This is a genomic window from Paraglaciecola sp. L3A3 (genome assembly GCF_009796765.1).
Classification (GTDB): Bacteria; Pseudomonadota; Gammaproteobacteria; order Enterobacterales; family Alteromonadaceae; genus Paraglaciecola.
This window is the reverse complement of sequence record NZ_CP047023.1, coordinates 917,455-942,834: the sequence shown is the minus strand read 5'-3', so window position 1 is coordinate 942,834 and position 25,380 is coordinate 917,455. Positions and strand designations below refer to the sequence as shown.

19 protein-coding genes are annotated in these 25,380 nt (G+C 39.4%); 6 read left to right on the top strand and 13 right to left on the bottom strand.

Features of this window, described 5'->3' with window-relative positions:
- Positions 1-55: 55 nt before the first annotated feature.
- The 6 genes from GQR87_RS03975 to GQR87_RS03950 form a co-directional block, all read right to left on the bottom strand.
- Positions 56-1,294, bottom strand: coding sequence for an ABC transporter permease (locus tag GQR87_RS03975; protein ID WP_233267397.1), 1,239 nt, complete (start codon positions 1,292-1,294; stop codon positions 56-58).
- A complete protein-coding gene (locus GQR87_RS03970; RefSeq protein WP_158966767.1) occupies positions 1,294-2,472 on the bottom strand; it encodes an efflux RND transporter periplasmic adaptor subunit in 1,179 nt (392 codons plus the stop codon). The genes GQR87_RS03975 and GQR87_RS03970 overlap by 1 nt, the downstream gene beginning before the upstream one ends.
- A complete protein-coding gene (locus GQR87_RS03965) occupies positions 2,469-3,449 on the bottom strand; it encodes an HlyD family secretion protein (RefSeq protein ID WP_158966765.1) in 981 nt (326 codons plus the stop codon). The genes GQR87_RS03970 and GQR87_RS03965 overlap by 4 nt, the downstream gene beginning before the upstream one ends.
- Complete coding sequence (locus GQR87_RS03960; protein ID WP_158966763.1) at positions 3,442-4,428, bottom strand: HlyD family efflux transporter periplasmic adaptor subunit; 987 nt, start codon at positions 4,426-4,428, stop codon at positions 3,442-3,444. Before GQR87_RS03960 ends, GQR87_RS03965 begins: the two co-directional genes overlap by 8 nt.
- A gap of 13 nt (positions 4,429-4,441) precedes the next feature.
- Complete coding sequence (locus GQR87_RS03955; RefSeq protein WP_158966761.1) at positions 4,442-5,125, bottom strand: ABC transporter ATP-binding protein; 684 nt, start codon at positions 5,123-5,125, stop codon at positions 4,442-4,444.
- Positions 5,126-5,374: 249 nt separating this feature from the next.
- Entirely contained in the window at positions 5,375-5,680 is a 306-nt protein-coding gene (locus GQR87_RS03950) for a DUF1244 domain-containing protein (protein ID WP_158966759.1), read from the bottom strand.
- A gap of 248 nt (positions 5,681-5,928) precedes the next feature.
- Between GQR87_RS03950 and GQR87_RS03945 the strand changes: the two genes are divergently transcribed.
- Entirely contained in the window at positions 5,929-6,837 is a 909-nt protein-coding gene (locus GQR87_RS03945) for a hypothetical protein (RefSeq protein WP_158966757.1), read from the top strand.
- A 54-nt stretch (positions 6,838-6,891) separates the two neighbouring features.
- On the opposite strand, the gene GQR87_RS03940 is transcribed toward GQR87_RS03945, so the two are convergent.
- From GQR87_RS03940 to GQR87_RS03925, 4 genes are read right to left on the bottom strand one after another with little or no spacing between them, the layout of a single operon-like run.
- Complete coding sequence (locus GQR87_RS03940) at positions 6,892-7,521, bottom strand: hypothetical protein (protein ID WP_158966755.1); 630 nt, start codon at positions 7,519-7,521, stop codon at positions 6,892-6,894.
- Positions 7,522-7,540: 19 nt separating this feature from the next.
- Positions 7,541-8,419, bottom strand: coding sequence for an archaetidylserine decarboxylase (gene asd / locus GQR87_RS03935; RefSeq protein ID WP_233267396.1), 879 nt, complete (start codon positions 8,417-8,419; stop codon positions 7,541-7,543).
- Positions 8,420-8,424: 5 nt separating this feature from the next.
- Positions 8,425-11,127, bottom strand: a complete 2,703-nt coding sequence (locus tag GQR87_RS03930) for a glycosyltransferase (protein WP_158966751.1) — start codon at positions 11,125-11,127, stop codon at positions 8,425-8,427.
- Between the two features lies 1 nt (position 11,128).
- Positions 11,129-12,853, bottom strand: a complete 1,725-nt coding sequence (locus GQR87_RS03925; RefSeq protein ID WP_233267395.1) for an aminotransferase class III-fold pyridoxal phosphate-dependent enzyme — start codon at positions 12,851-12,853, stop codon at positions 11,129-11,131.
- A gap of 370 nt (positions 12,854-13,223) precedes the next feature.
- On the opposite strand from GQR87_RS03925, the gene GQR87_RS03920 reads away from it, so the two are divergent.
- The gene (locus GQR87_RS03920) at positions 13,224-14,489 is read left to right on the top strand and encodes a family 16 glycosylhydrolase (RefSeq protein WP_158966747.1); all 1,266 of its coding nucleotides are present in this window, start codon (positions 13,224-13,226) and stop codon (positions 14,487-14,489) included.
- 15 nt (positions 14,490-14,504) lie between these two features.
- Positions 14,505-15,917 (top strand): sulfatase, encoded by a 1,413-nt coding sequence (locus GQR87_RS03915; RefSeq protein ID WP_158966745.1) that lies wholly within the window; start codon positions 14,505-14,507, stop codon positions 15,915-15,917.
- Positions 15,918-15,977: 60 nt separating this feature from the next.
- On the opposite strand, the gene GQR87_RS03910 is transcribed toward GQR87_RS03915, so the two are convergent.
- The 3 genes from GQR87_RS03910 to GQR87_RS03900 all read right to left on the bottom strand — a co-directional run bounded on the left by GQR87_RS03910 (position 15,978) and on the right by GQR87_RS03900 (position 20,599).
- Complete coding sequence (locus tag GQR87_RS03910; RefSeq protein WP_158966743.1) at positions 15,978-17,153, bottom strand: serine hydrolase; 1,176 nt, start codon at positions 17,151-17,153, stop codon at positions 15,978-15,980.
- 126 nt (positions 17,154-17,279) lie between these two features.
- Positions 17,280-18,794: an arylsulfatase gene (locus tag GQR87_RS03905; RefSeq protein WP_199271686.1), complete on the bottom strand. Its 1,515-nt coding sequence runs from the start codon at positions 18,792-18,794 to the stop codon at positions 17,280-17,282.
- Positions 18,795-18,811: 17 nt separating this feature from the next.
- Positions 18,812-20,599, bottom strand: coding sequence for a sulfatase-like hydrolase/transferase (locus tag GQR87_RS03900; RefSeq protein WP_158966741.1), 1,788 nt, complete (start codon positions 20,597-20,599; stop codon positions 18,812-18,814).
- 571 nt (positions 20,600-21,170) lie between these two features.
- Between GQR87_RS03900 and leuA the strand changes: the two genes are divergently transcribed.
- The 3 genes from leuA to leuC all read left to right on the top strand — a co-directional run bounded on the left by leuA (position 21,171) and on the right by leuC (position 25,378).
- The gene (leuA, locus tag GQR87_RS03895; protein WP_158966739.1) at positions 21,171-22,730 is read left to right on the top strand and encodes a 2-isopropylmalate synthase; all 1,560 of its coding nucleotides are present in this window, start codon (positions 21,171-21,173) and stop codon (positions 22,728-22,730) included.
- Between the two features lie 6 nt (positions 22,731-22,736).
- Positions 22,737-23,825, top strand: a complete 1,089-nt coding sequence (leuB, locus tag GQR87_RS03890; RefSeq protein ID WP_158966737.1) for a 3-isopropylmalate dehydrogenase — start codon at positions 22,737-22,739, stop codon at positions 23,823-23,825.
- A 110-nt stretch (positions 23,826-23,935) separates the two neighbouring features.
- On the top strand, positions 23,936-25,378 hold the full coding sequence (leuC, locus tag GQR87_RS03885; protein WP_158966735.1) for a 3-isopropylmalate dehydratase large subunit: 1,443 nt from the start codon (positions 23,936-23,938) through the stop codon (positions 25,376-25,378).
- Positions 25,379-25,380 lie beyond the last annotated feature (2 nt).

Sequence of the window (25,380 nt, the reverse complement as noted above, 5' to 3'; positions counted from 1 at the left end):
ATTGATAAAATTAAACGGACTTATTTAAACATATGACGTTTGGAATTAGAAAGCTTTAATCGCTGTGTAGTGCATCTATCGGGTTGAGTTGCGATGCTTTAATCGCTGGATAGACACCAAAACCAATGCCTACCGCCATACAAATAGTTAAAGACAGAATGATTGCAGTGATAGACCAAGTCACAGCCCAGCCAGAATAAAAGCCAATTATCTCAGATAGGATCAAACCAAAGGCGACCCCTAACAACCCACCTAAGACTGAAATAGTGAAACTTTCAGCAATAAACTGCATTTTAATATTTTGTTGAGTAGCCCCTACCGCTCGCAATAAACCTATTTCTTTAGTGCGCTCTAACACATTAGCTAGCATGATATTCATTATGCCTATACCGCCTACCAGCAAAGATATTCCAGCTACACAAGCCATAACAATATTAAAAATTTGTTGAGTTTGTTTTTGTTGGGCTAACAAGGCGGCTGGTACTATCAAGCTATAATCATCAGCTTCGCCATGGCGTAATTTAAATAACTGAGTCACAGCTTTAGAAGCGATTAAAGGATCAATGCCCTGTTTGATTTTGAGTTTAACCACATCTAACTCGCTGGCCATTGCTGGCGCATTAAGCTTTTTCATGCTGGTACTCAAAGGCACAAACACTTTTTCGCTATCGCCGCCAATCTTCACCCCTTGAAATTCATCTTTAGCTAAAAACGGATTATTAAGTACACCTACAACTTCAACCCATAGATGGTTCACTTTAACGTATTGCCCTATCGCGTCCGTTTCTGGAAATAAACTTTGTGCAGCACCTGCGCCCAACACAGCCACTTGAGCTACGTTTTTATCGTCATTTTCAGTTAACACTCTGCCTTGTTCAATTTTCATATTCGACAAGGCAAAATGACTGGCACTCACACCTAACACAGATAAATCAGCGGAGAAATTATCACTATAAACAGATTGAGTTTTTACATGCCTTTCAGCGCTATAACCGTCAACAAATGGCAAAGTGGCTTGCGCCGCCTCCACATCAGCCAAGGTTAACCCTAGTGACTCTTGACGAATTTCTCGCAATTCATCTCCTGCAAAAGGTTTTACCTCTACAATTAAATTTCTAAGACCCATAGAATCAATCATTTTCAGGGCTTGTTGTTCAGCGCCTTCACCTATGTTTAACATGGCAATCACCGCCCCCACGCCAAAAATCATGCCCAGCAAGGTTAACAAGGTACGTAGCTTATGAGCGGCCATTTCTGCCAGTGCATCGAACACTAAATGCATAAAATTATTCATTACACTTGCTCCGGTTCACTAAGAGCGATGACATCACCTGAGGTTAGCCCCTCAGTTATTTCAACAAAGTGTAAATTTTTGTTAGCGGTTTTAATGGCTTTACGCACAAATTCTGTTCCTTGTTTGAGATACACATAGTTCTCTCCGTGATCACTGAAAATAGCCTGTAAGGGAATGATCACTTTTGATTCTTCATCTTGCACTATGATCTTGGCCACTACTTTACTTCCAGGTTTTAGTTGCCCTTCTTCTTTTGTTAGTGACACTATCACATCAAAATATTTGGTTGGATTACCCCTGTCTATGGTTCTAGAAAAACCAGAAACTGTCTTTATTTTGCCTTCTAAAAGCTGATCAGGATAAGCTTCTAAGCGCACCTCCACTTTTTGTTCTGGTTTTAACTCAATTGCATTTTTATCCAATACATAAACTTTGGCCTGCATAAGTTCTAAGTTAGGTAACTTTGCTATCACACTACCTGGATAAACGGTTTGCCCAATACTAGGTTTTTCGCCTCGATAATTTTTTTGATAGACTAATAACCCATCAAAAGGTGCTATGACTTCTAATTTAGCCAGTGCTGATTTGTGCTGGTTGAACTTAGCTACATGACCCTTTTTACGAATATCCAAAACGTCTACCGAACTTTGAATTCGTGCACCTATACTGTCTTGTTTCCACTCTATAAATTCATCTTTAGCCCCAAGATAATCTCGGTTAGACATGGTTTCGATGATTTCTAATTTCGAATACAGGCGTAAATCATCAATGGCAAAAGCATCTACAAATTCATATTCTTTACTAATAAATACCTTATCTGACTGTAATGCATTTTTTTGTTCAGTTTTTTCTGCCGTTTTAGAATGAATGTCTTCATCTAACAACAGCATTTCTAATTCTTCTTTACGACTATCTAAGGTTAATTTTTCTGCATCAAAACGGGCAACTACATCGCCTTTTTTGACCAAAGAGTTCTCTTCTGCCATCCACTCAATCATCATTGGCTGTCGTCCCGGCACATTAATAAACTCTGCCTGAGCCGCCTCTAATTCACCGAACGCGGGGATCTCAATATTAAAAGATTGTTGTTCTACCAAATAGGTTGGAATCGTCGATTGCGGTGCTTCTGAACACCCAGTCAAATTAAAAACCAAGGCTAAAGCAATATATTTATTCATGATTTAACCACCTCAACTTTTGCTTTCATACCGGGGCGCATCACTTCTGGCCGGGCATCGCCTAACTTAATTTCAGCTTCAAATACTACTTTAGGGTTTTGTACCGACTTAGGATAAAAAGCTTGCCCCAACTCTGCAATTTCGCCCATGTAAGACATTTCAGGATAGGCTTCAAATACTACTTTCACCTGTTGGCCTACACTCAATTTAGCCGTGTCGGGTTCAGAAAACTCTGCTTTTAAAACCACATCATCTAAAGAAGGCAATTGAATTAACATTCTTCCCATATAGACAGTTTCACCAACAGCGGCTTTTTCTCCGTTCCAGTCCTCTAAATACATGACTAAGCCGTCTTTAGGTGCTTTAACTGTAAGTTTGCCAATTTCTTCAGTCATGTTGTCTACTCTACGCTGTAAGTTATTTATCTTGCCTGCCGTAACTTTACGATTAACCAATGTGGCTTGTTTTTGATAATCAAGTTGTTGTTTAGCTTGAGCGAGCTTTTCCTGTTGATATAAAAAATCAGCTTGTTGTATTTTTTTGTCTATTTCAGAACGAGAAATATCTATAATTTCGACTTTACGTTTAGCTTTTTCAAAATTCATTTCAGCTTCTGCTAAGGCCAACACTAAATCTTGTTTAGTTGATTCATCATTAAGCTCATCTGTTTCACCTTTCTTAATCTCAGCATTGAGTTGACTTTTTCGCCCAATGAGATCATTTTTCAGTTGTTGCCCATCAAACTGAATTACCACATCACCTTTTTTTACTAAGGCGTTTTCAGGTAACATTTTTTGGATTTTAAATTGCCACATACGATTCACCAAAGGTGGGCCTAACTGAGCATTATCTAGTGCAATGAGCTCTGCAGTCGCACTCAAATTAGCCATGTTAGAGGCAGTGACAGGTGCCACTTGCTCTTCACAGCTAAACAAACTCAAACACACAATTAACCCAACAAGTTTGGTCTTAATCATGATTGCTCACCCCTGCGATTTCTGCCCCGTCACTGCTTAATTTAACTCTGACACTCATACCTGGATAGATATCGTTAACCACCTCTTCACTAAAGCCCAAATCAATTAAATAATAAGCACTATTACTCCATTCAGTTTTTTGTTCCGATTGAGAGGACATGTTGAGTATTTTACCTGTGTATTCTTTATTGGGGTATGCATCTAGCGAAAGTGTCACCTCTGCCGTGTCAAAATCTATTCGAGAAGCATCTAATTCATGTACCCAAGTTTTCACTTGATAAGATGATTGAGCTTGTACTAAAAGTACTTTCCAACTCACTCGTACGTTCATACCCGTAGCTATTTTGTCGCCCGGCATATGTGGGTGCATCATATGAGATACCGGCCCTGTAACTTCTGCAACGACACTCATTTTAGACAATTGACTTTTCTTGTAGGCAATATTTTCGGTTAGTTTAATAATTTGTATTTTTTGTTTTTCGATACCTACTTTTTGTTCTTCAAGTCTTAATTTATAACTTTCTTCGGCTTTAACTTTTTCAACTATGGATCTTTCGTAGGCGATAACATGTTTGCCTTTTTCGTAGGCACTGATCTCCCCGTCTGGAATAGATGCTTGAACCTTGGTCTTTTCTACCATTATTTGGGCTAATCTAAATCGACCTTGAGCAACGGTGACCGCTTGTTGCAAACGCATTTCAATTTGATGCAGCTCGAGCTTCTCCATTTCTAACTGCTCTTCGCTTTGCTCGACTTGCGCTTGAATACCGCCTGCATCAAACACCACAACCAAATCGCCTTTTTGCACAATGCTGCCTTCATCTGCCATCCATTGGATTTGTACTTGCCAATTATCAGATTTTGGTGCGGTCACTAACTGGTTTTCTGCCGACGCCACTACGCCAGTCAACAAATGGGTTTGTTTAGCATTGACCGCCAAACTGCAGAGCAATAACAAACTTATGAGTAATTTATACATGATTTTTTTGTCCTTAGGCAGCGTTAAGCTTATCTGTTAACACTACGCCATCACGCATGGTGATCACTCGCTGGGCATAAGTGGCAATATCATCTTCGTGAGTCACCATGATTATGGTTTGCCCTTGTTTATGTAGATCAGTGAGTAAGGTCATGATTTCTAGTGAGGTTTTACTGTCTAGGTTACCGGTTGGCTCATCAGCCAACACCACAGTAGGTTTATTGATCAATGCCCTAGCAATCGCCACCCTTTGCCTTTGACCACCAGACATTTCGTTGGGTTTATGAGTTTTTCTATGGCCTAAGCCTACTTTGTCTAACAACTCATGGGCACGTTTATTAGCTTCTTCTTCAGACACATCATCTGCATATCGCAAGGGCAATTTTACGTTTTCTAATGCAGTTAACTTAGGTAATAAGTGAAAGGTCTGAAAAATAAAACCAATATGTTTATTACGAATAGCTGACAAAGTATCGTCATCCATAGCAGCGACATCTTGATTATTCAAAATATATTGGCCCGAATTAGGGGTATCCAAACAGCCTAAAATATTCATTAAAGTGGATTTACCTGAACCAGAACTGCCCATAAATGCAACAAATTCATTTTCTTGGATAGACAAGGAGATATCTTTCAAGGCGTGGACAATTTCAGATCCATTAGCGAAAGATTTTGCTATATGACTTAGCTCTAACATGTTGATAATATGTTTGTTAATTGTAAATTGTCGTTACCTTAACCGTATGCTACTAAAGTAGCAATCACAGTTAAGGTTAGTTAACTTAAACCTAAGGTAAGCAACGTCTAACCGCCATTACTAATAATAGCTCGTCACTTTGTTTACCATGGATTAGCCTAAGTTAATATAAAACTGGCCATAATGTTTCAAAATATTTCATTATCGAGTTGATTCGCAAACTAGCTGTGTTAGCAAACAGACTAAAATTTAAGAACAGCCTTTATCTGCTTGTCTGGCATCAAATGCAGCAAGTTGTTCTGGGGTGGCAGGCAATTGAAATTTTTCTTTCCATTCTTTAAAAGGCATACCGTAAATCGCCTCTCTGGCTTGGTCATAATCCATTTCAAGTCCTTGCTCTTTGACACCGGCCATATACCACTTAGCTAAACAGTTACGACAAAAATCTGCCAATATCATGATATCGATATTCTGCACATCTTTGTTGTCATCTAAATGTTTGATTAATGTTCGAAAAGCGGCCGCTTCCGCTTGTAATTTTTGTTGTTCGTTCATGGTTAAATCCTGCTACACAAGTTATATATAAATAATATTATACTCAGTTAAGGGGATAATAATGTTGTTTAATAGCAATTTTTTTATTCAACCTAGACAAGCTAAGGTTTTTTAAAAAATAGCAGTCCCCCTATAAACAGCAGCCTAAATGATTCAAGATAAAAACAAGGTTTGGTGATTGATTGGCAGCTAAATTACTCGTAAAGTACTGGCAAAAACGGGCAATTATACCATGTTAAGGCAAAATAATGAGTGGATTAAAATCAACGCCACTGACATTCATCATAGTTAGCATAGCCTTCCTTAGCGGTTGTTCAACTGTTTTTCCAAACCTTAAGCAAAAACATTTTGTCTATTTGTCCGACAAAAAAATGGTGCTTAATTACACAGGTAAGCTAAATCAAAAAGGCCTTGAAGAATTTAGAGAAACCTTTTATTCAACCAAACCTTTTCCTAGATTACTAAAAATATCCAGTGTGGGTGGCAGTGCCAAAATAGCCATGGATATGGCTGATATCATGTTAGAAAACAATATGGATGTACACATAAACAAAATGTGTATGTCTGCATGCGCCAACTACATATTCTTGGCCGGTAATAGAAAGTTTTTAGAAAAAGATTCCTTATTGGTGTGGCACGGTGGAATACAAGACATTACGCAAGTAGAGCGGTTATACGAATCTGCCATCAAGAATACCAAAGAAAAAGGTCAGCATACTGATTATGATTTAGACGAGCATAGCCGTAATCAGCCAAAAATAAATATGAGCTTACAGCCAAGTGATCTAGCAGAAGACAAGTTTAATGACCACGAACAAGTAAAACAAAAGTTGCTCGAAAAAATCCAAGAATATAAAGAAACTGACATCCCTGAGCTTAGAATTAGAAGCCAAAAGATGTATGCCGCTATAAATGTTGATCCACTAATCGCAGTTTATGGAAATTATCAAAAAATACCTAATCCCAATACTGACACAGAAGATTATTACTACAATATATCTGGTATGACTGGCTTTTATTATTCATTACAGGATCTAGAAAAAATGGGAGTATCAGGTATTGAACTGTTAGTCGGTAAATGGTTTCCCAATTATCCTACTCATACTTTTAAAGTGGATATGCAAAAAGTAGAACATCAAGCCCTGCCGAGGTTATAACTGGCATAAAAAAAGAGAAGCAATTGGCTTCTCTTTTTTTAATTTTAGTAAAAATTATAAAGCTTTATTTTCGAATGATGCTTCTTCGTACCAATCGTCCATCTTGTCATACATTTCACCCTTTAATATGAAGTAAGGTGACTTGTGATAAATTTTAATGTCGTGGAAAGGGTCGGTGATAATTTTACTGCACCAGACCAAACCTGATTGCACACCCAATAATTTAAACAGATGAATCGTTCTAAATGCGATCGCCCCTAAACCTACAAATAGCCAAATAATTGCCATGTTATTAATAAACCCCATAAAGTCAGCGGCCGGTTCAAAGGCACCAAAAAAGCTAGGCTGAAAAAACAACACAATTGGCACTAGCGCCCAAATAGATAACAGCACTACTTTACGCTGTAAGTTATAACCTACTTTGACTTTTTCTTTGTATTCATGGCTGGCCTTGTTCACATTATCGTATGTCAGTGGTTCAAAAAAGAAGTGGCCAGTTTGTCTTAAAGTCATGGCTAATAACCAACCTACTAAGGCTGCTGCAGCGGGATAATAAAATACCAACACATAACTGGCTAAGAAACACATGGCACTTAACAAATGTAAAAATTGGTTGATTCTGTTGTGGTGATAATATCTATGGTCATCCCATCTTTGTTTTTGTAGTTCTTCGAAAAAAGTCATATTAATACCTATTGGTTAGTTAAAGTGTTGATAAATCAGAGTGACCAGACAACAAAGCTTGTCCCATCTTAATAGCCTTGCCAGTTTCAATACCCTCGCAAAAACTATAATTATTAGTGGCAAACAAAATAATGGTAGACCCATGTTGGAAATAGCCCATTTCATCGCCTTTTTTAAACTGCGCATCACAAGCAATATCGTTAGGGCCTTTGTACTTCAAATCTAAGATTTGTGATAAAAACTTAAATTTCATACTGGCCACCAAAATAGCCGCCACAGGCACTAAGGTAATACTGTTTGTGGGATGACCGGTTTTTAGCTCAATGACCGCTCTTTCATTTTTACAGAATAATTTTTCTACTCGTTTTAACGCCACAGGATTCACATTCCATGTATCACCAGAGATATAACTGACCTTACTAACATTACAATCCACCGGCGCATGAAATCTGTGATACATGCTCGACTTCAAACGTAAAGTGATAAAAACCCCATTACGATATTTATGATTGATATGTAAGTTAGGAATTAACTCACTGATTTCATATGGAAACCCTTTAGCTTGAAATACTTCTGTCCCCCGGACTTGGCCAAAAGCTCCCACAATGGCATCACATGGACTGGTGACTATGTCAGGATCTGCGGTTATGGGCCGTAAACCATCTTTTAACTCACGGGTAAAACAGTCCCCTAAACTGCTAAAGTGTTGTTTTTTAGCATCTTGTAGACGTAAATCTTCCGCAAATAAAGACCAGCCCCAAATTAAAAATTTAGTTAACAGTGGATTTTCAATTTGACTTAACCAACCGACAAAAAACGTCAGCCAACGCCTGGGGATCCGATTCGTTAATAAATAATTTATTTGTTCCCGTTTAGTCAATTTTTGGATATTTACCATCACAATTAAGCAACCGTTCTTTGATTGTTATAAAGGTGAGGAACTGTCAATCCCATATCAGTTAAGAATTGCTGCATAATAGGCTCAGCTTGATATTCAGCAGCACGCAAACAAGCTTTTTGGCGCATAGTTGACCCAATGGTTTCATTCTGAAAAAAGCTCACTATTTGCTCACTCATTTGCTCTGTATCTTCCACTAAAAAGCCATTTTTATTATGTTGAATAATGTCTTTTGGCCCTTTGCAATTAAATGCAATAGTCGGCATGCCATGCACAAATGCTTCTAAAATGACATTGCCAAAAGTGTCGAAACGAGAAGGAAAAACGAACAAATCTAAACTTAAATACAGCTCGGCTAATTGTCTTTTGCTTTGCCAACCTAAAAACACAGCTTCTGGTAACGCCGCTTTTAATTCATCTGTTGCTGGGCCTGAACCAGCAATCACAATTTTTAAATCTGGGAGCTGTTGTTTAGCAACCGCCACTATGTCAGGTAAATCAAAAATACCTTTTTCTTTACTGATACGACAAGCAATAAACAGTACCGGAGTGTCTTCAGTTGCCCCTGAAATAATACTGGCTTTGGGAATTTTGTGAACACCAAGATCTCTCGGTTGTGTATGGTGAGCAGTTAAAAATACTTGCTCTTCTTTCAGCTCCATCTCATGACCAATTAACCACTCTTTGTGTTCTGAATTTAAAACAAACACACCGTCGTAACGATTGTACAAAGCCCTCATCCAGCGTCTTACTCGGTCACGTTCATGTTTATTTAAGTCAGTGGTGTGCTTAATAAAATCAATCCAGTCTGTGTGCATAAAGAAGTAACTGGGCACATTAAACATTTGCTGAATAAACAAGGACACCGCTGCCATAGGTCCTTCAGTAGAACAGACTACTCGGTCGTAACCGCCTTCATAAAATATCCGTGCTACTTCCATTAAATCAGGAATACGTATGGTTTGTTCACCGTAACGTTGCACATCAAATTCAGCGATAGGCCTGACAACATGTAAATGATCAGTTGATTCAGCCTGTGAATCACAAATCAAAAAATCCACAGGTAAATTTGCCCGTTGAATTTCTTTGAGTTTTCCAGATAAGGAAGTTGATACACCATTTTTGTCAAACAAGGTATCCGTTAAATACAAGGCACGATTAGAGTGTTGGTTTTTGCCTAAGTGCTGAGCAAATTGGTTAAGTAATTCACGGTTTTGATACAAAACTCGGGTAGACGCTAAAGTAGAGCCCGCCAGCACTAAACTAATTAACAGTGGGAATGACAAGTTATCTAACAACTTTTCAACCCTGACATTACTCATGTTGTCTTGGCGTTTACCATCACCAAAAAACAAGGCTGTGAGTTGACTGGGTATTTCAAATTTACGGGTAATTTCTTCAGTAGAAAAACTATCTAGTTGAATACCATTATTATTTTTTATAGCTTGTTCAACTCGTGTGGCAATCAGTTTATTTAAATGAGAAAACAATTCATTAATAGCGTTATTTACTGTTTGGCTAAACTCTTCAGGAGATGATTTTTTGCTATCAGCAATTTTTTCTAATTGATTAATACAAAACTTGTAATCTTTCGAAACTTGCCACTTGAGTAATTTATTAGGTTTTTTACCTTGTAATGCTTCATGTACAAAAGAGAAAAACTTCATGGTTTTTTTGTGTTTTTGCATTTCAAGTAATAGGTTACTCACCACAAAACAGCCTACCTTGTCCCAGGTTGAACCTCTGTGCAATAAGATACGAAACATACCTGGATCTTTTATTTTAGTGGCCACTTGGGCAAAATAATCGAGTAAAGCAATGTTCAGTTTTTGGTTTTCACCTATTTGACCAAAAGGCGCAATATTGCCAGCTTTAATGGCTTCTAATGCTAATTCGGAAGGTTTAGCCGTCTTTAACCTTTCTGATAGATTTTCAATATATAAATAAGAGCCACATTGCCCTGCAAAAATCCCAGTATGATCATCTGACCCCCCAGTTAATACTTTAGGTTTGTTGGGATCAACTGCAAAGTCTCTAGGGTTTAAATTATGCTTTTTAGCATAACTCTGAACTTTCTCAGGGGTTAAGCTCTGTGCCCAATTCAGAGTTAATACACTTTGCCAAAGATCTCTTTGCCCATTTAATACCTCAAAACGTTGAAATAAACAGGCCAGCTTTTCGAACAAACCCAAATCAATTTTGTCATTCCGAGTATAAAAATAAAGAGGATGCGGCATGATCACAGGAATGTCTTCAGTAGCGGTATAGCGTAAAAAATCATAAATATTTTGACGTTTTTTATTAAGGATTTTTTCTTGTTCTTGATCAAATCCATAAGTTAAAACATGAATAAATAAATCATATTCAGGAAAAAAGCAGGTGAACTCCGCAGCTACTAAAACATCAATACCTTTATCTTGTAGATCCCAACAAGAACGAGCGTTGTTATGATTCGTCACTGTGTAAACATCACTGCCATTGTCTTTTAATAACTTCACCAACTTTTTGGTCTTTAACCAAGTTTCAGGCAAACGTAAAATTCGTCCCCACAATTCATCGGGTACATCACTGTTATGATCATGACAATGAAAATCAATTTTAAGACAATCCCTGCGGTCAAAACGCTGACTTTGTTGTTGAATAAAATCGCCAAACTCTAGCTGTAACGATTGACGAAACTCACTATTTACTGGGGGGCTAAGCAACATTTTATCCAGCCTTATGAATTGGGGTTTCAGGAGCACTAGTTAATTCTTCTGATGAATTTAGCTGTGCTGAAGTAGCTGTTAAATTGGCACTACTTTTACTTAAAGGGTTAGATAAAAATGGCGCCAAAATAGGAAATTTAACTGACAACATATCAGTTAAAAACTGCTGTTTAATGGCCTTGTTTGTCAAGCTGGCCGACTGCCACCACCAGCCATCTTTTTCCATTTGTTGCGCAGCGTTCACTATGCAATCTATAACTGCAGAAAACTCTTCATCGGTATAACTTAAATTCATGATAAATCGACCAGTCCCCGTCCAACTCAGCTCCAAACCAGATTGACGTAAATAGAACTGAAACATCCAATTGTAACGGCTAGGACGGGTGTAAATAACTGACAAAATAGAGTGCATATTGACTATCTTCACAGGTAGTTTTGCAGCCTTTAAGCCTTGGTTGAGTAAATTGACTCTATCGTTCCAAACTTTTTCTGAGGATTGATAGATGGCTTGGATTTCAGGACTATTCACTCGCCTTAAAAAGGCATTCATTGCCCCCATCACATAAGGATGAGAATTGAAGGTTCCTCGAGCAAAAGATACATCAACAGGCTTATTGTCTTTGTACCGCTTCATCAATTTATGAGTACCCGCTACCACCCCAACAGGATAACCACCACCTAGGGTTTTACCATAAGTGACTAAATCTGCTTGAACCCCAAAGAACCCCTGAGCGCCGCGATAACTTAATCTGAAACCAGTAAAAACTTCATCAAAAATCAACACAATATTGCGCTTAGTGCACACCGCGCGGATTTTCTCTAACCACTGTGTGTATGTTTGTTTGTCGAAGTTAGCCGCTCTATCACTGGCAATTAACGACACATCTGATGCTGAATCTGAATTAGGATGAAAAGCTTGTAATGGGTTAATCAATACACAAGCAATATCGTCACGGCTATCTAAAATACCTAGAGTGTTATCGCTTAAATCCGTCAAGGTATATACATCTTGCGTTTTACGATTGTTACCTATGCCAGGCTGTACCCCATCCCACCAGCCGTGATAGGCACCACATAATCTCACAAGATGAGTTTTGCCCGTATGATAACGAGCTAAACGCACAGCTTGCATGACGGCCTCGGTGCCAGACATATGAAAAGACACTTCATCTAAACCAGAGACTTGTTTTATCATCTCGACGTTTTCAGCTATCACTGGATGATAAGCCCCAAGTACCGGCCCTAAATCGCCAACCATGTTTGTGCCTTCAGCCATACATTCTTTGTAAAAATCATAACCAAAAACGTTAACCCCATAAGAGCCAGACAAGTCATAGCGCCAATTTCCGTCTAAGTCTTTAATCCTTGATCCTTGGGTTTCTTCAACAATCGATCCCAACTTAAATTCTTTACTTAGTTGGTTACGAAACGGAAAAGGGATGCGATAGTTGCTGGTGAACCTGACATCCGAAATACTATTTTCTAGGGATGCACTTTGCGCTAAGGTTTTAGGACTAGTTTGTTGAATTTGTTTTTTTAACTTAGCAAAAGCTTGCTGCCTTTTTATTACAATAGATTGAGGCGCACCATCGGTACTAAAATATTCAGCTTCTGGATAAGCAAAAAAAGGGATCTGCCCGGCAATACGACGTGACCATTTACTGTGACCTCGCAAAGACGGATGTTTAGCTCGCGATAAACGAAGGCGGATCAGTACTCTTTTCACTAGATAAAGAGCCAGACAAACTAAGATGAAATAAACCAAGTAATTTTGCGACATTTTGAGACTATGACATTCTGTTTGTCACAAGCTAACACGGCATTTTGAACGATTTATTTCAGTTTTGAGACCGTTTAATGACAGTGCAAAAAATTAACCAAAAACTGCGATTAAAGGCAGTAATTCTAGCAACCACTAAAAATCATCTACAAAAAACATCTATTAAATTTAATTCATTTACTTATCTTTACAAAATATAGTATTTTTATTAACCAATACTTAAAGTATAGTGAATCACAATTTTCGGTCGACTAGAATTTCACTTCCGATAACAAAAAATCATATACAAAACAAAACTACAGACAAAAAGGCACTTATGAAGTTACTTAATTTAGCTATTACTACCTCTATACTCACTTCATCTTTAGCTTTGGCTAAACCTCCTGAGCCAGAACTCGGGAAACGTTGGGTGATCAATAACGCCTATTCAGATGAATTTAATGGCAATACCTTAGACAAACGAAAGTGGTTAGATAAACATAGAACGTGGAAAGGTCGTCCACCCGCCATGTTCGATCCGTCTACAGTTTCAGTACAAAATGGCAATATGCAAATCGCCAATAAAATGATGGACAAACCCAACAAAAAATACACCATTTCTGGTGGTGCAGTGCAGTCAATTGGTCAAACTGCCTATCATGGTTTCTACGAATCTCGCTTTAAAGCGTCACGCTTAAACATGTCTACCACCTTTTGGTTATCAAACCGTAATGTTCCGTTTGAAGGTAAAAATCACCTAGGCCAAGATTGTGATAACGATGGTTGGTCAATGGAACTAGACATAGTTGAAGCACTAGGCGGCGTTATCGACAAACCTTTTGGCGTGAACTTTCGTAAAGGCATGCAGTACAACACGCACGTTTGGTATAGCGGTTGTGAAAAAGGCTCTCGCTCGCGTTTTTCAAAAGGGGCGAATGTAGCAGAAGGTGACGGCACCCAAGCATTTAACAACCAACTACCAGAAGGTGAAGAAGTATGGCAAAACTTTAATACTTACGCCGCTTGGTGGAAAAATGAAAACGAAGTAGATTTTTATTTAAACGATGGTTTTGCTGGCCGTATCCAAGTAGATACCAGCCTGTTAGAAAAGCCATATAGTCGTCCTATGAGTATGCAACTACTAACCGAAACCTATGATTGGGGACGTCCTCTACCGACACCAGAACAATTAGCTGATGATGCTATCAATACGTCTTATTACGACTGGGTACGCTCTTATTATTATGTAGATGCAGATAAAGATGCACAGCAACAATTAGAAAGAATAGGTAAAGCTGATGATATTTTTGTTGAGTCTGCCATTATCAAAACCACTAAATTAGTGCGCGACACTTTGCAGTTCACCTACCTATACGAATCAGATGAAAACGTGACAGCCGAGTTCGAGCTGACCAAAGGCAATAATCAAGTCTTCAGTAAAAAGGTTAACTTAAAAGCAGGTTATGGCCACCTAGCTGACATAATCCAACTAGATAAAGCGATGGATTTTGACAACACTCAACTGAGTATTCACTTATTAAGCAAAGGCAAACAAAAAATAGCCTCAGCAAAACCAGTAACTATTAAAGTGAATGTTAAATAACAGGTAACAAAGTTAATGAATACTAAAAGTAAATTTACCTCACTGTTATTCACAGCTATTACTGTCTTGCTTGCTCAACCTGTTTTAGCGGCAAGCAAACCTAATGTGATAGTTATTTATTCTGACGACCAAGGATGGGGAGACGTAGGTTTTAACGGTGCGCAAGATGTGCTCACTCCTAATCTGGATAAATTAGCGGCACAGGGTACTATATTTGAACAAGGTTATGTGTCTCATCCCTATTGTAGCCCTAGCCGTGCAGGTTTATTGACAGGCCGTTATCAACAAAGGTTTGGCCACGAGAATAATCCAGAATTTACTCACGACGAAAATATCGGTTTGCCAATCGATGAAAAAACTATGGCCGATGAGTTTAAACATGCAGGTTACACCACTGCTGCTATCGGTAAATGGCATTTAGGCGATCATCAAAAGTTCTGGCCAACCAACCGAGGGTTTGATTATTGGTATGGCTTTTCTGCAGGAGGTATGAGCTTTTGGGGAACGCCTAAAAAAGCCAAAATAGCTACATCTGGGGTACTCGAGAATGGCGTGCCTGTTCCAGTCAAAGAACTCAGTTATTTAACTGATGATTTCACTAATGCCGGTATTAAGTTTATTGAAGAGAATAAAGACAAACCTTTCTTTATGTATTTAGCTTACAACGCCCCCCATATGCCAGCACATGCACCACAAAAATATCTTAAATACAGTGAACATATTGAAGATGGTATGCGTGCAGTTTATGCCGCTATGGTCAGCGGTATGGATTATGGTATTGGTCAAGTGATTGAAACTCTTAAGAAACAAGGTTTATACGAAAACACCTTAATTGTTTTTGCTAGTGACAATGGTGGTCATTTGCACGGAGCCAGCAGTGCTCCCTATCGTGGTCACAAAGGAATGTTGTTCGAAGGCGGTATACGGGTGCCATTTACTATTAGCTGGCCAGGTAAAATTGCCGCCGGTAAACGTTATAATAAACCTGTTTCAACATTGGATGTACTGCCTACTACCTTAGCGGCAGCTGGCGTGACCTTAACTTCAGGCAAACCTCTTGATGGGGTGAACTTAATACCTTATTTAACCGGTGAAAATCCCGGCGCCCCTCACGACACATTATTCTGGCGCTACTCAGACGGAGCAGGTTATGCCGTGCGTCATGGTGACTACAAATTGGTGATGTCAGCTTATAAAGAGCAAACCTTTTTATTCGACATGGTAAGTGATCCACTAGAACGTATTAACCTAGCCACAGAAAAGCCTGAAAAAACAGCGGAATTAGAAATCTTATTTAAAGGCTGGAACAAACAAATGATCAACGCCCTATGGCCGGATGCTCATTTACCCCATGTAAAAGAAGAAGAAGCTGAACGAGAAAAACACATAAAATCAGCTTATCGAGGCGCTCCAAAAGGTAGGCATTAACCCGATACTTAATAAGAAAACCGCCGATTTAAAGTGACCGCCAATAGTTGAACTATGCAATTATTGGTGGTTTTTCACATCTAACGCGGCATAAACTAGTTTACGCATATCAGCCAATAAAGGCAGTGACCAATAAGGAAAGATATTAGTCATCAATATCGCCACTGTATTCGATTTAGGGTCAACAAAAAATAGGCTGTTAGCCTTGCCTTCCCAATAAAATTCACCTTCAAAGCCATGACCTGCAATTTTACTTTCATCCATCACCACACCAAGGCTAAAACCATAACCTAAGCCAGAATCCTCTTGCCAAATACCCGGTATATGCTCAGGTAATTGGTTTTTGGTCATTAAAGAAACAGTGTTTTCTTGCAGTAATCGAGTACCGTTAAACTCACCTTTATTCGCTAACATCTGGGCAAATTTCCAATAATCTTTAGTGCTCGCCACTAAACCCGTACCACCAGATAAAATGGCAGGCGGCGCTAAAAAATCAGCCAGATCAGGCCCACGATATGGCATCAGAGGTGGCGTTTGGCTAAAAGCATACATTTCACAGAGACGATGAGACTTTTCTGCAGGCACATAAAATCCGCTGTCTGACATACCCAAAGGTTTAAATATCTGCTGTTGTAAAAACTGCTCCAATGATTGGCCCGATAACACTTCAATTAACCGCCCTTGAATGTCACTAGACAATGAATAGATCCAGCGTTCACCCGGCTGAGCCACTAAGGGTAAAGGCCCTAATGTTTGACTTAACTTAGTTAAATTTGCCTGAGATTCAACCCCTTTAGTTAAATACAAACGCTCAACCACTCCTTTGTCTTGTGAACCTGCAGACAAGCCAGAAGTGTGGCGTAATAAATCTAAAATAGTCAGCGGCTGGCTATCGGTAGTAATGACTTCACCGTTGTCAGTTTGTTTAACAAATACTTTAGGATTGGCAAACTCAGGTAAATATTGTCCTACAGTATCAGTTAACGCAAAACGTCCTTGCTGCCACAGCATCATCAAAGCAGTTGAAACAATGGGTTTAGTCATGCTGTAAATACGATAAATAGTGTCAGCAGAAGTCACTAAGTTGTGTTCTTTATTTTGATAACCGTAACTTTCAAAATGAACTATCTCGCCTTGATGGGCAACAAGAGTGGTTAACCCCACCATTTGTCCTTGATCGACATATTGCTGAAAATGAGTAGTGATTGCTTGCAGTTTTTTATTAGAAATAGTCATTTATTAGATTACTGATCCACATGGCCTCGCAGTGTAGCCTGAACCCTACAGAAATTGAAATGTAAGCATAGAGCTGAAACAAAAAAGCCCGATTATTCGGGCTTTTATTAGACAAGATTTATGTGACTAAAGTACAGGTGCGGTACGTTGTCCTGACTCGCGTATTTGCCAATACTTTTTAGCCATAGCCTGAGCACGGGCTTTGTGTTTTTCTGAGTGAGCTAGGTTATTTTTTTCGGTTGGATCGTCTTTTAAATTGTACAAGGCAATCACATCTCGTTTGGTTAGGTTACGGTTAGATTGAATAATCACTTTCCAATCACCTTCACGTAACATCAACTCACTTTTACTACCAGCTTGTTGCATGATCAGTTTACGTTCTTGGTAAGGCTTACCCACTAAGGCTGGTAATAAATTCCAAGAATCTTTAGCTTGTTCTTTAGTTAATTTCACATCTAAAAGCGAAGCGATAGTGGCAACAATGTCAGTACCATTGACCATAGTATCATTAGTAGTGCCGGGCTTAATTTTACCCGGCCAAACCGCAATAAACGGTACACGATGCCCACCTTCTAGCGGCGAGTTTTTCTGACCACTCCACTGAGCTGATGAATCATGCCCTGCTTTGAGTGCTTCTCTATCGCCTAAACCACCGTTATCAGAAGTGAAGATGATTAAGGTATTTTGGTATTGCCCAGTATCTTTTAGGGTTTGCACAATGCGATCTACTTCAATATCTAATACACGGTTCATGTCGGTATGATTACTAGGTGTAGTACCAGCTATTTTTACGCCGTTAATTTCTTTAGGTGGCGTGTGAGGCACATGTACTGCAGGGCTCCAATAGTTAAGCACGAAAGGCTTTTTGCCTGCGTTGCGTTTAATAAAGTCAGTGGCCTTGTCAGCTAACAACATATTTAAAGTACGAGAATCCCAATGGCTATCGCCTACACCAGGGCCTTTAGATGAAACAAAACTAGGGTCAAGTGCACTTTTTTCATCCACATAAACTATTTTAGAACCTTTATTGATGGGGGCCCAAACTGAGTTTTCGTAAGCCAAATACATTGGCCCTTGTACACCAGTTGGAATGGTATAATCGTAGTCAAAGCCAAACTCTGCTGGGTTACCCGCTATCCATTTAGTAACGTCTACATTCATGGTTTTTGGACCACCTTTAGGGCCGTCGTATATTTTGCCTTTTTTGTCGTAAAAAGTGCCCCCCATGTGCCACTTACCAATAAAACCTGTGACATAACCGGCTTTTTGTCCTACTCGACCTATGGTCGCGTCGGCATCTGTCACTGCTGTTTTGGCAAAAGTACTCCACACTCCCCATTGGTTATAACCACGATAAGTTGAATTACCACTCATCACAGCATAACGAGTAGGTGCACATAAAGCAGTAGGCGAATGAGCATCGGTAAAAGACATACCAGCCTCTGCTAGTGAATCAATAGTTGGCGTGGCAGCCATAACAGGATTGTCTGTATATTGGCGATGAAAATAACTCACATCACCTGGGCCTAAATCATCAGCCATAATGATGACTATATTGGGTTTATCAGTTGCTAAAGCTAAAGTAGGCATCACACAACATAAGGCCAACAAGGAATAATTTAATTTTTTTATCATATTCATATAATTAGTCTCTTCTCTTAGAAAACAGTAAATGCATGTGAATCACTGACACCACTTGTGAGTAGTTCAGGTGCTTGATTGTTAGCCAAAGGTTTGGCGTCAGCCCAAGAGTAAACTTGAATGTTAGCTTTACCCGCTTTATGAGCCATGACTTCACCAAATTTATTAACCGACACTACACTTGGGTCACTCGACACCCAAACCACACCATTACGCGTAGTATTGGCAGGTATTAATTTGGCATGTACTTGGCTCACTTCGCCCACTTTTAACTTATTAGGTGCAGACATAATCGCGATGTCTTTTACCTCGACTATTCGGTTTTGTTTAAGTACCTCACCTAGCATGTCATAAGCTGCCTTTTGTTCAGCATCTAAAGAGTCAATTGGTAAACCACTGTAGCGTAATACTTTAAATTTAAACTCTTTAAAAGTGTCACCTTCGCGCTCTAATAAGTCTGTACGCAAATCAAAAAACCGACCTTTAGGAAAATGCTGGGTAGGCGCATATCGCTTGAAATTTTGATTAAATGCATAATCCACTAACATATGGTCATCGGTATACTTGTTATTTCCATTACCCCAATGATGAATAGTTGTGCGGGCTTCACCAGCAGCTCCTTTGGCTTGTTGCCAAAAACTGATGCCATCAATATCTTTTTGATTGGGGATCACTACATTGGCTGCTTCAGCAATGGTCGGATAAATGTCGACTATATCCACCATCCCCTGATAATTATTTTTCTTTCTACCTAAGCCTGCAGGGATAGTTTTAGGCTGATTTAGAATTAACGGTACGTGCAAACCGTTGTCGGCATGGCCACCTTTGCGTCCTGGATAACGAGTACCATCAGCAAATACGTGTTCGAAAGATTCTTTGGTACCATTGTCACCAACTACCACGATTAGGGTATTTTCTCGCAAACCCGTTTCATCGAGCTTTTTCACTACATTGCCGATCATTTTGTCCATGTACGCGATCATGTCGGGTAAGAACTTATGGTCGTCTCCACTTTGTGCCATAGGCACATTGCGTTTCTTATTTTCTTGGAAATTATCAAACACCGAATGGGGCAAAGTGTCGGGAGTAGGCTGATGTTTGTCATGAATTAACATCATGGGATAATACAAAAAGAAGGGCTTATCTTTGTTTTTTTCAATAAAATTTAAGGCGTCACGATTAACAATGTCTGGGCCATACCAACGACGACCTGTGATCGGATCAAGGTCTTTACGGTCATTGTAATTAACCTTCTCGCCATTAATCACTAAATCAGGATTAATAAAACGGTTTTTAGCGGTCACCACATCAAAAGCGGTAAACTCATCCCAACCAAATTCATAAATATAATCCTTACCTGGCTTATCTTTCGTCCCTCTAGTTTGTTTCCATTTACCAAACAAACCAGTTTTATAGCCGGCTTTTTGAAAGGTGTCGCCAAAAGTAATATCAGAATGATGTTGTGATTTTGGCTGCAAGTAATTACGTTTATTTTCTTTGCCACTCATGATGGCGATACGGGTATTTTCACATAGCTGGTAAGCAAAAGCGTTAGCTACCATCACACCTTCATGAGCCAATTGATCAATATTAGGCGTGTGTATTTTCACGTCTTTAAAACGTTTACGATATGAATTTACTCTGTCAGCACCATAAGCCGTAACACCATAATGACTGATATCATCAATCAGAATAAGCACTACGTTAGTACTGTCTTGTTTAGACGCGGCAACTACATGAAAACTCAACACAAAAGTACAACAAATAGTAAATACAACATGAGGCAGATGTTTAATGCTGACCATAAATAATCCTATGAATAATGAAACTTGCCGAACACCATTTTAAGGTTTGCATCCAAAAATAATGTAAGACTTGGCAAGAGTAGGTTAACCTAGGATAGGGAATCACATATAAACAATCAATTTTATATATGTAAATTATTTGTAAGTATTCAACTCTAAAAAAAGTGACTTAGATAGCCAACATATTTGAATAAGGAACAGTCAGTTAGAAAACAATTCATTGCGATGAATTTAATAGATAATCTTTGCTATTAGATCCCATAAGCCGATAACCAACCGACAAAAATTTGAATTTATACTTTTAAGTTATATGCTTTAAGTCAATCTCTGGTTGACCTAAAGCCTCTTCCGCGATACAAATACACTTATAAATTGTAAGTATACTTTTTAAAGAATTTAAATCATGAAATACGCTTTTTTTACTTTATCACTCCTGCTGGCAGCAAGACTGCACGGGTAAGTTGTAAGCAAGCGTAACGCATTTACAGAACCCGTGCTCAGCACGGGTTTTTTTATATGTTTTTTTTCATTTATCACACTATCAAACAACAGAGCAAATTAAGGAGAAGGTATGTCTAACCAAGTTAAGATATTTGATACCACCTTGCGGGATGGCGAACAAGCGTTACCGGCCAGTTTAAGCGTAAAAGAGAAACTGAAAATTGCTCTGGCACTAGAACGTTTAGGTGTAGATATTATTGAAGCAGGTTTTCCGGTTTCATCACCGGGTGATTTTCAATCGGTCCAAGCGATTGCCCGCGAAATCAAAAATGCCACTGTTTGCGGTTTGTCTCGTGCACTAGCAAAAGACATTGATGCTTGTGGCGAGTCTTTACGCGTGGCAGAACAATTCCGAATTCATACTTTTATCGCTACTTCTGATATTCATGTGAATACTAAACTACGTAAGTCTCAAGACGAAGTGGTTGAAATGGCAGTAAAAGCGGTACAACACGCACGTAAATATACAGACGATGTAGAGTTTTCTTGTGAAGATGCTGGCCGTACTCATATCGATTATTTGTGTCGTATGGTCGAAGCCGCTATCACTGCCGGTGCCACCACAGTCAATATTCCAGATACTGTGGGTTACACCACACCTACTGAGTTTGGTGGCATAATTCAAAATCTATTTAACCGTGTACCGAACATAGACAAAGCCGTTATTTCTGTACATTGTCATAACGATTTAGGTTTAGCTGTAGCTAATTCTTTAGCCGCTGTTGAACAAGGAGCTCGTCAAGTAGAAGCCACTATCAATGGTTTAGGCGAACGTGCAGGTAACTGTTCATTAGAAGAAATTGCGATGATTTTGCAAACTCGCGAAGCAAGATTAGGCTTAAAAACCAATATCAAGAGCCAAGAAATATCTCGTACTTCTAAGTTAGTCAGTAACTTATGTAATATGCCAGTTCAGGCTAACAAAGCTATAGTTGGTTCCAACGCCTTTAGTCACTCTTCAGGTATTCACCAAGATGGTGTTTTAAAAGGGCAAAACACTTACGAAATCATGACACCAGAAAGTGTTGGCATCAATAAAAACAACTTAAACCTAACTTCTCGTTCTGGTCGCCATGTGATCAAACATCGTTTACTTGAGTTAGGCTATAAAGAATCTGATTTCGACTTAGAAACTGTCTACGAATCATTTGTTAAACTAGCCGACAAAAAAGGCCAAGTATTTGATTACGATTTAGAAGCTTTATTATTTTTCAGTCAACAAGAACAAGAAGAACAACACTACCAGCTTGAATATTTACAAGCTAATTCGGGTAAACAGATCATTCCAAGCGCCACAGTTTGTATGAAAGTGGGCGGTATCGAAATCACTGAATCAGCAATAGGTAATGGCCCAGTAGATGCTGCATATAATGCAATTACTAAGGTATTAGGTCACGAAAATGTAGATATTGTCGACTTTAAACTCGACTCAAAAGGTGAAGGAGCCAACGCTCTGGCCCAAGTATCAGTAGTGGCTGAGTACAACGGTCGACGTTTCAACGGTATTGGTTTGGCCACCGACATAGTTGAATCTGGGGTAAAAGCCCTTATCTACGTACTCAATAATACACATTTAGCTGACCAGATTGATCAGCAGAAAAAACAAAACGTTAAAATTTCAGGGGTATAAAGAACAATGTCTGACTACAAGTTAGCAGTATTAGCAGGCGATGGCATCGGTCCAGAAGTCATGGTTGAAGCCAAAAAAGTATTAGCCGCAGTAAGTAAAAAGTTCGACATTAGCTTTGAGCTAAATGACTATGACGTAGGTGGTATAGCCATCGATAATCATGGCCAAGCACTGCCTCCAGCCACATTAAAAGGTTGTGAAGAGGCTAACGCTATTTTATTTGGTTCGATTGGAGGCCCCAAATGGGACAGCTTACCACTAGAGCAAAGACCTGAGCGTGCAGCTTTATTAGCTTTACGTGGACATTTTGATTTATTCAGTAACTTGCGTCCTGCTAAAATTTACAAAGGCCTTGAAAACTTCTCACCTTTACGAGCTGATATTGCCGCTAGCGGTTTTGATGTGTTAGTGATCCGTGAATTAACCAGTGGTATTTATTTTGGTCAGCCAAAAGGCTTAGAAGGCGAAGGCGAAGAAGAATTTGCTTTTGATACTATGCGTTATAGCCGTAGAGAAATTCGCCGTATTGCTATCACAGCATTTGAAGCCGCTCGTAAGCGTGGCAAAAAAGTGACCTCTGTGGATAAAGCTAACGTTTTGGTTTGTAGCCGTTTATGGCGTGAAGTCACAGAAGAAGTAGCCAAAGATTATCCTGAAGTAGAGCTTGAACATATCTATATTGATAATGCGACTATGCAACTTATTCGAGATCCAAGTCAGTACGACGTAATGTTATGTTCTAACCTATTTGGTGACATTATTTCTGACGAATGTGCCATGATCACGGGCTCCATGGGTCTTTTACCTTCTGCCAGCATCAATAGTGATGGATATGGCATGTACGAACCGGCGGGTGGTTCAGCGCCAGATATCGCAGGTAAAGGCATTGCTAATCCAATCGCTCAAATATTATCTTTGTCTATGCTTCTTCGTTTTAGTTTGAACGAAGTGGCTGCCGCAGATGCAATTGATGCAGCTGTGACAAAAACCTTAAGTGACGGGATCCTAACAGGCGAATTATTAACCCCTGAAAACCGAGACCAAGCTAAAAGTACTAGCCAAGTTGGCGACTATATTGCCGCATTAATTGCCTAAGTGACTATTAATTAAATAGAAATTTAGCGCTACAGCTTAGATTTAAACCTAAGCGAGAGAGTAATACCTCTCGCTAGGTAAACAACAGATTAACTAAAAGAGTACGCATAATGGCGACAACCTTATACGACAAAATATGGCAAGACCATGTTATAGACAAAAGCACTTCGTCTGCAGTTGGCAGTGAAGGACTCATTTACATCGATCGCCACTTAATACATGAGGTGACTTCTCCTCAAGCTTTTGCTGGTCTTGATGAAAAAAATCGTAAGGTGCGTTGCCCTCAGCGTACTTTCGCTACTATGGATCACAGTATTTCAACTCGCTCTTTAGCCATTGACGCCTGTGGCCCAACCAACAAATTACAACTACAAACTCTTGCAGACAACTGTGAAAAGCATGGTATTTCGCTTTTTCCAGTGGGTCACCAAAAGCAAGGTATTGTGCATGTAATGGGCCCTGAATTAGGCCTTATTCAACCGGGCATGACAGTGGTATGTGGTGATTCACATACAGCTACTCACGGTGCATTTGGTGCTTTAGCCTTTGGTATTGGTACTTCGCAAGTTGAACATGTATTTGCCACCCAAACCCTTAAACAAACAAAAGCTAAAAGCATGTTAGTTAAGGTGAACGGCGACTTACCTATTGGCATTACTGCTAAAGACGTTATTTTGGCCATTATTGGTAAAATTGGTCACGCCGGTGCCACAGGTTTTGTCATTGAATATAGTGGTGCAGCAATTTCAGCCTTGAGCATGGAAGAGCGTATGACTGTGTGTAACATGAGTATTGAAGCTGGCGCCAAAGCTGGATTAATTGCGCCTGACCAAACAACCTTTGATTACCTTGAAGGTCGCGAATATGCGCCTAAAGGTGACGACTGGACACAAGCTGTCACTTACTGGAAAAGTTTAGTTTCCGATGAAGGTGCACAATTTGATTCAGTGATTGAATTAAATGCCGCAGACATCACCCCACAAGTGACTTGGGGCACAAACCCTGGACAAGTTATTGGCGTCAACACACCAGTACCTGCAGTGGCTGATTTTAGCGACCCTATCGACCGTGACTCAGCGATTAAAGCTCTTAAATATATGGACTTAACCCCAGGTCAAAAATTATCTGATTTAAGTGTTAATAATGTATTTATTGGCTCTTGTACCAATGGCCGTATTGAAGATATGCGTGCTGCTGCTGCCATTGCTAAACAAGGTAAAGTTGCTAGTGGTGTGACAGCTATAGTGGTGCCTGGTTCTGTGGCAGTGAAAAAACAAGCGGAAGAAGAACAGCTAGATAAAATATTTATCGAAGCAGGTTTTGAATGGCGTTTACCTGGCTGTTCAATGTGTTTAGGTATGAATGACGACATTTTACAAAATGGCGATCGTTGTGCTTCTACCAGTAACCGTAACTTTGAAGGCCGTCAAGGCCGGGGCGCACGTACACATTTAGTTAGCCCAGCCATGGCAGCAGCTGCTGCATTAGCTGGTCACTTTGCTGACGTACGTGACTATCAACCTAACGTTCAAGACTGTCAACCAAAAGGATAGAC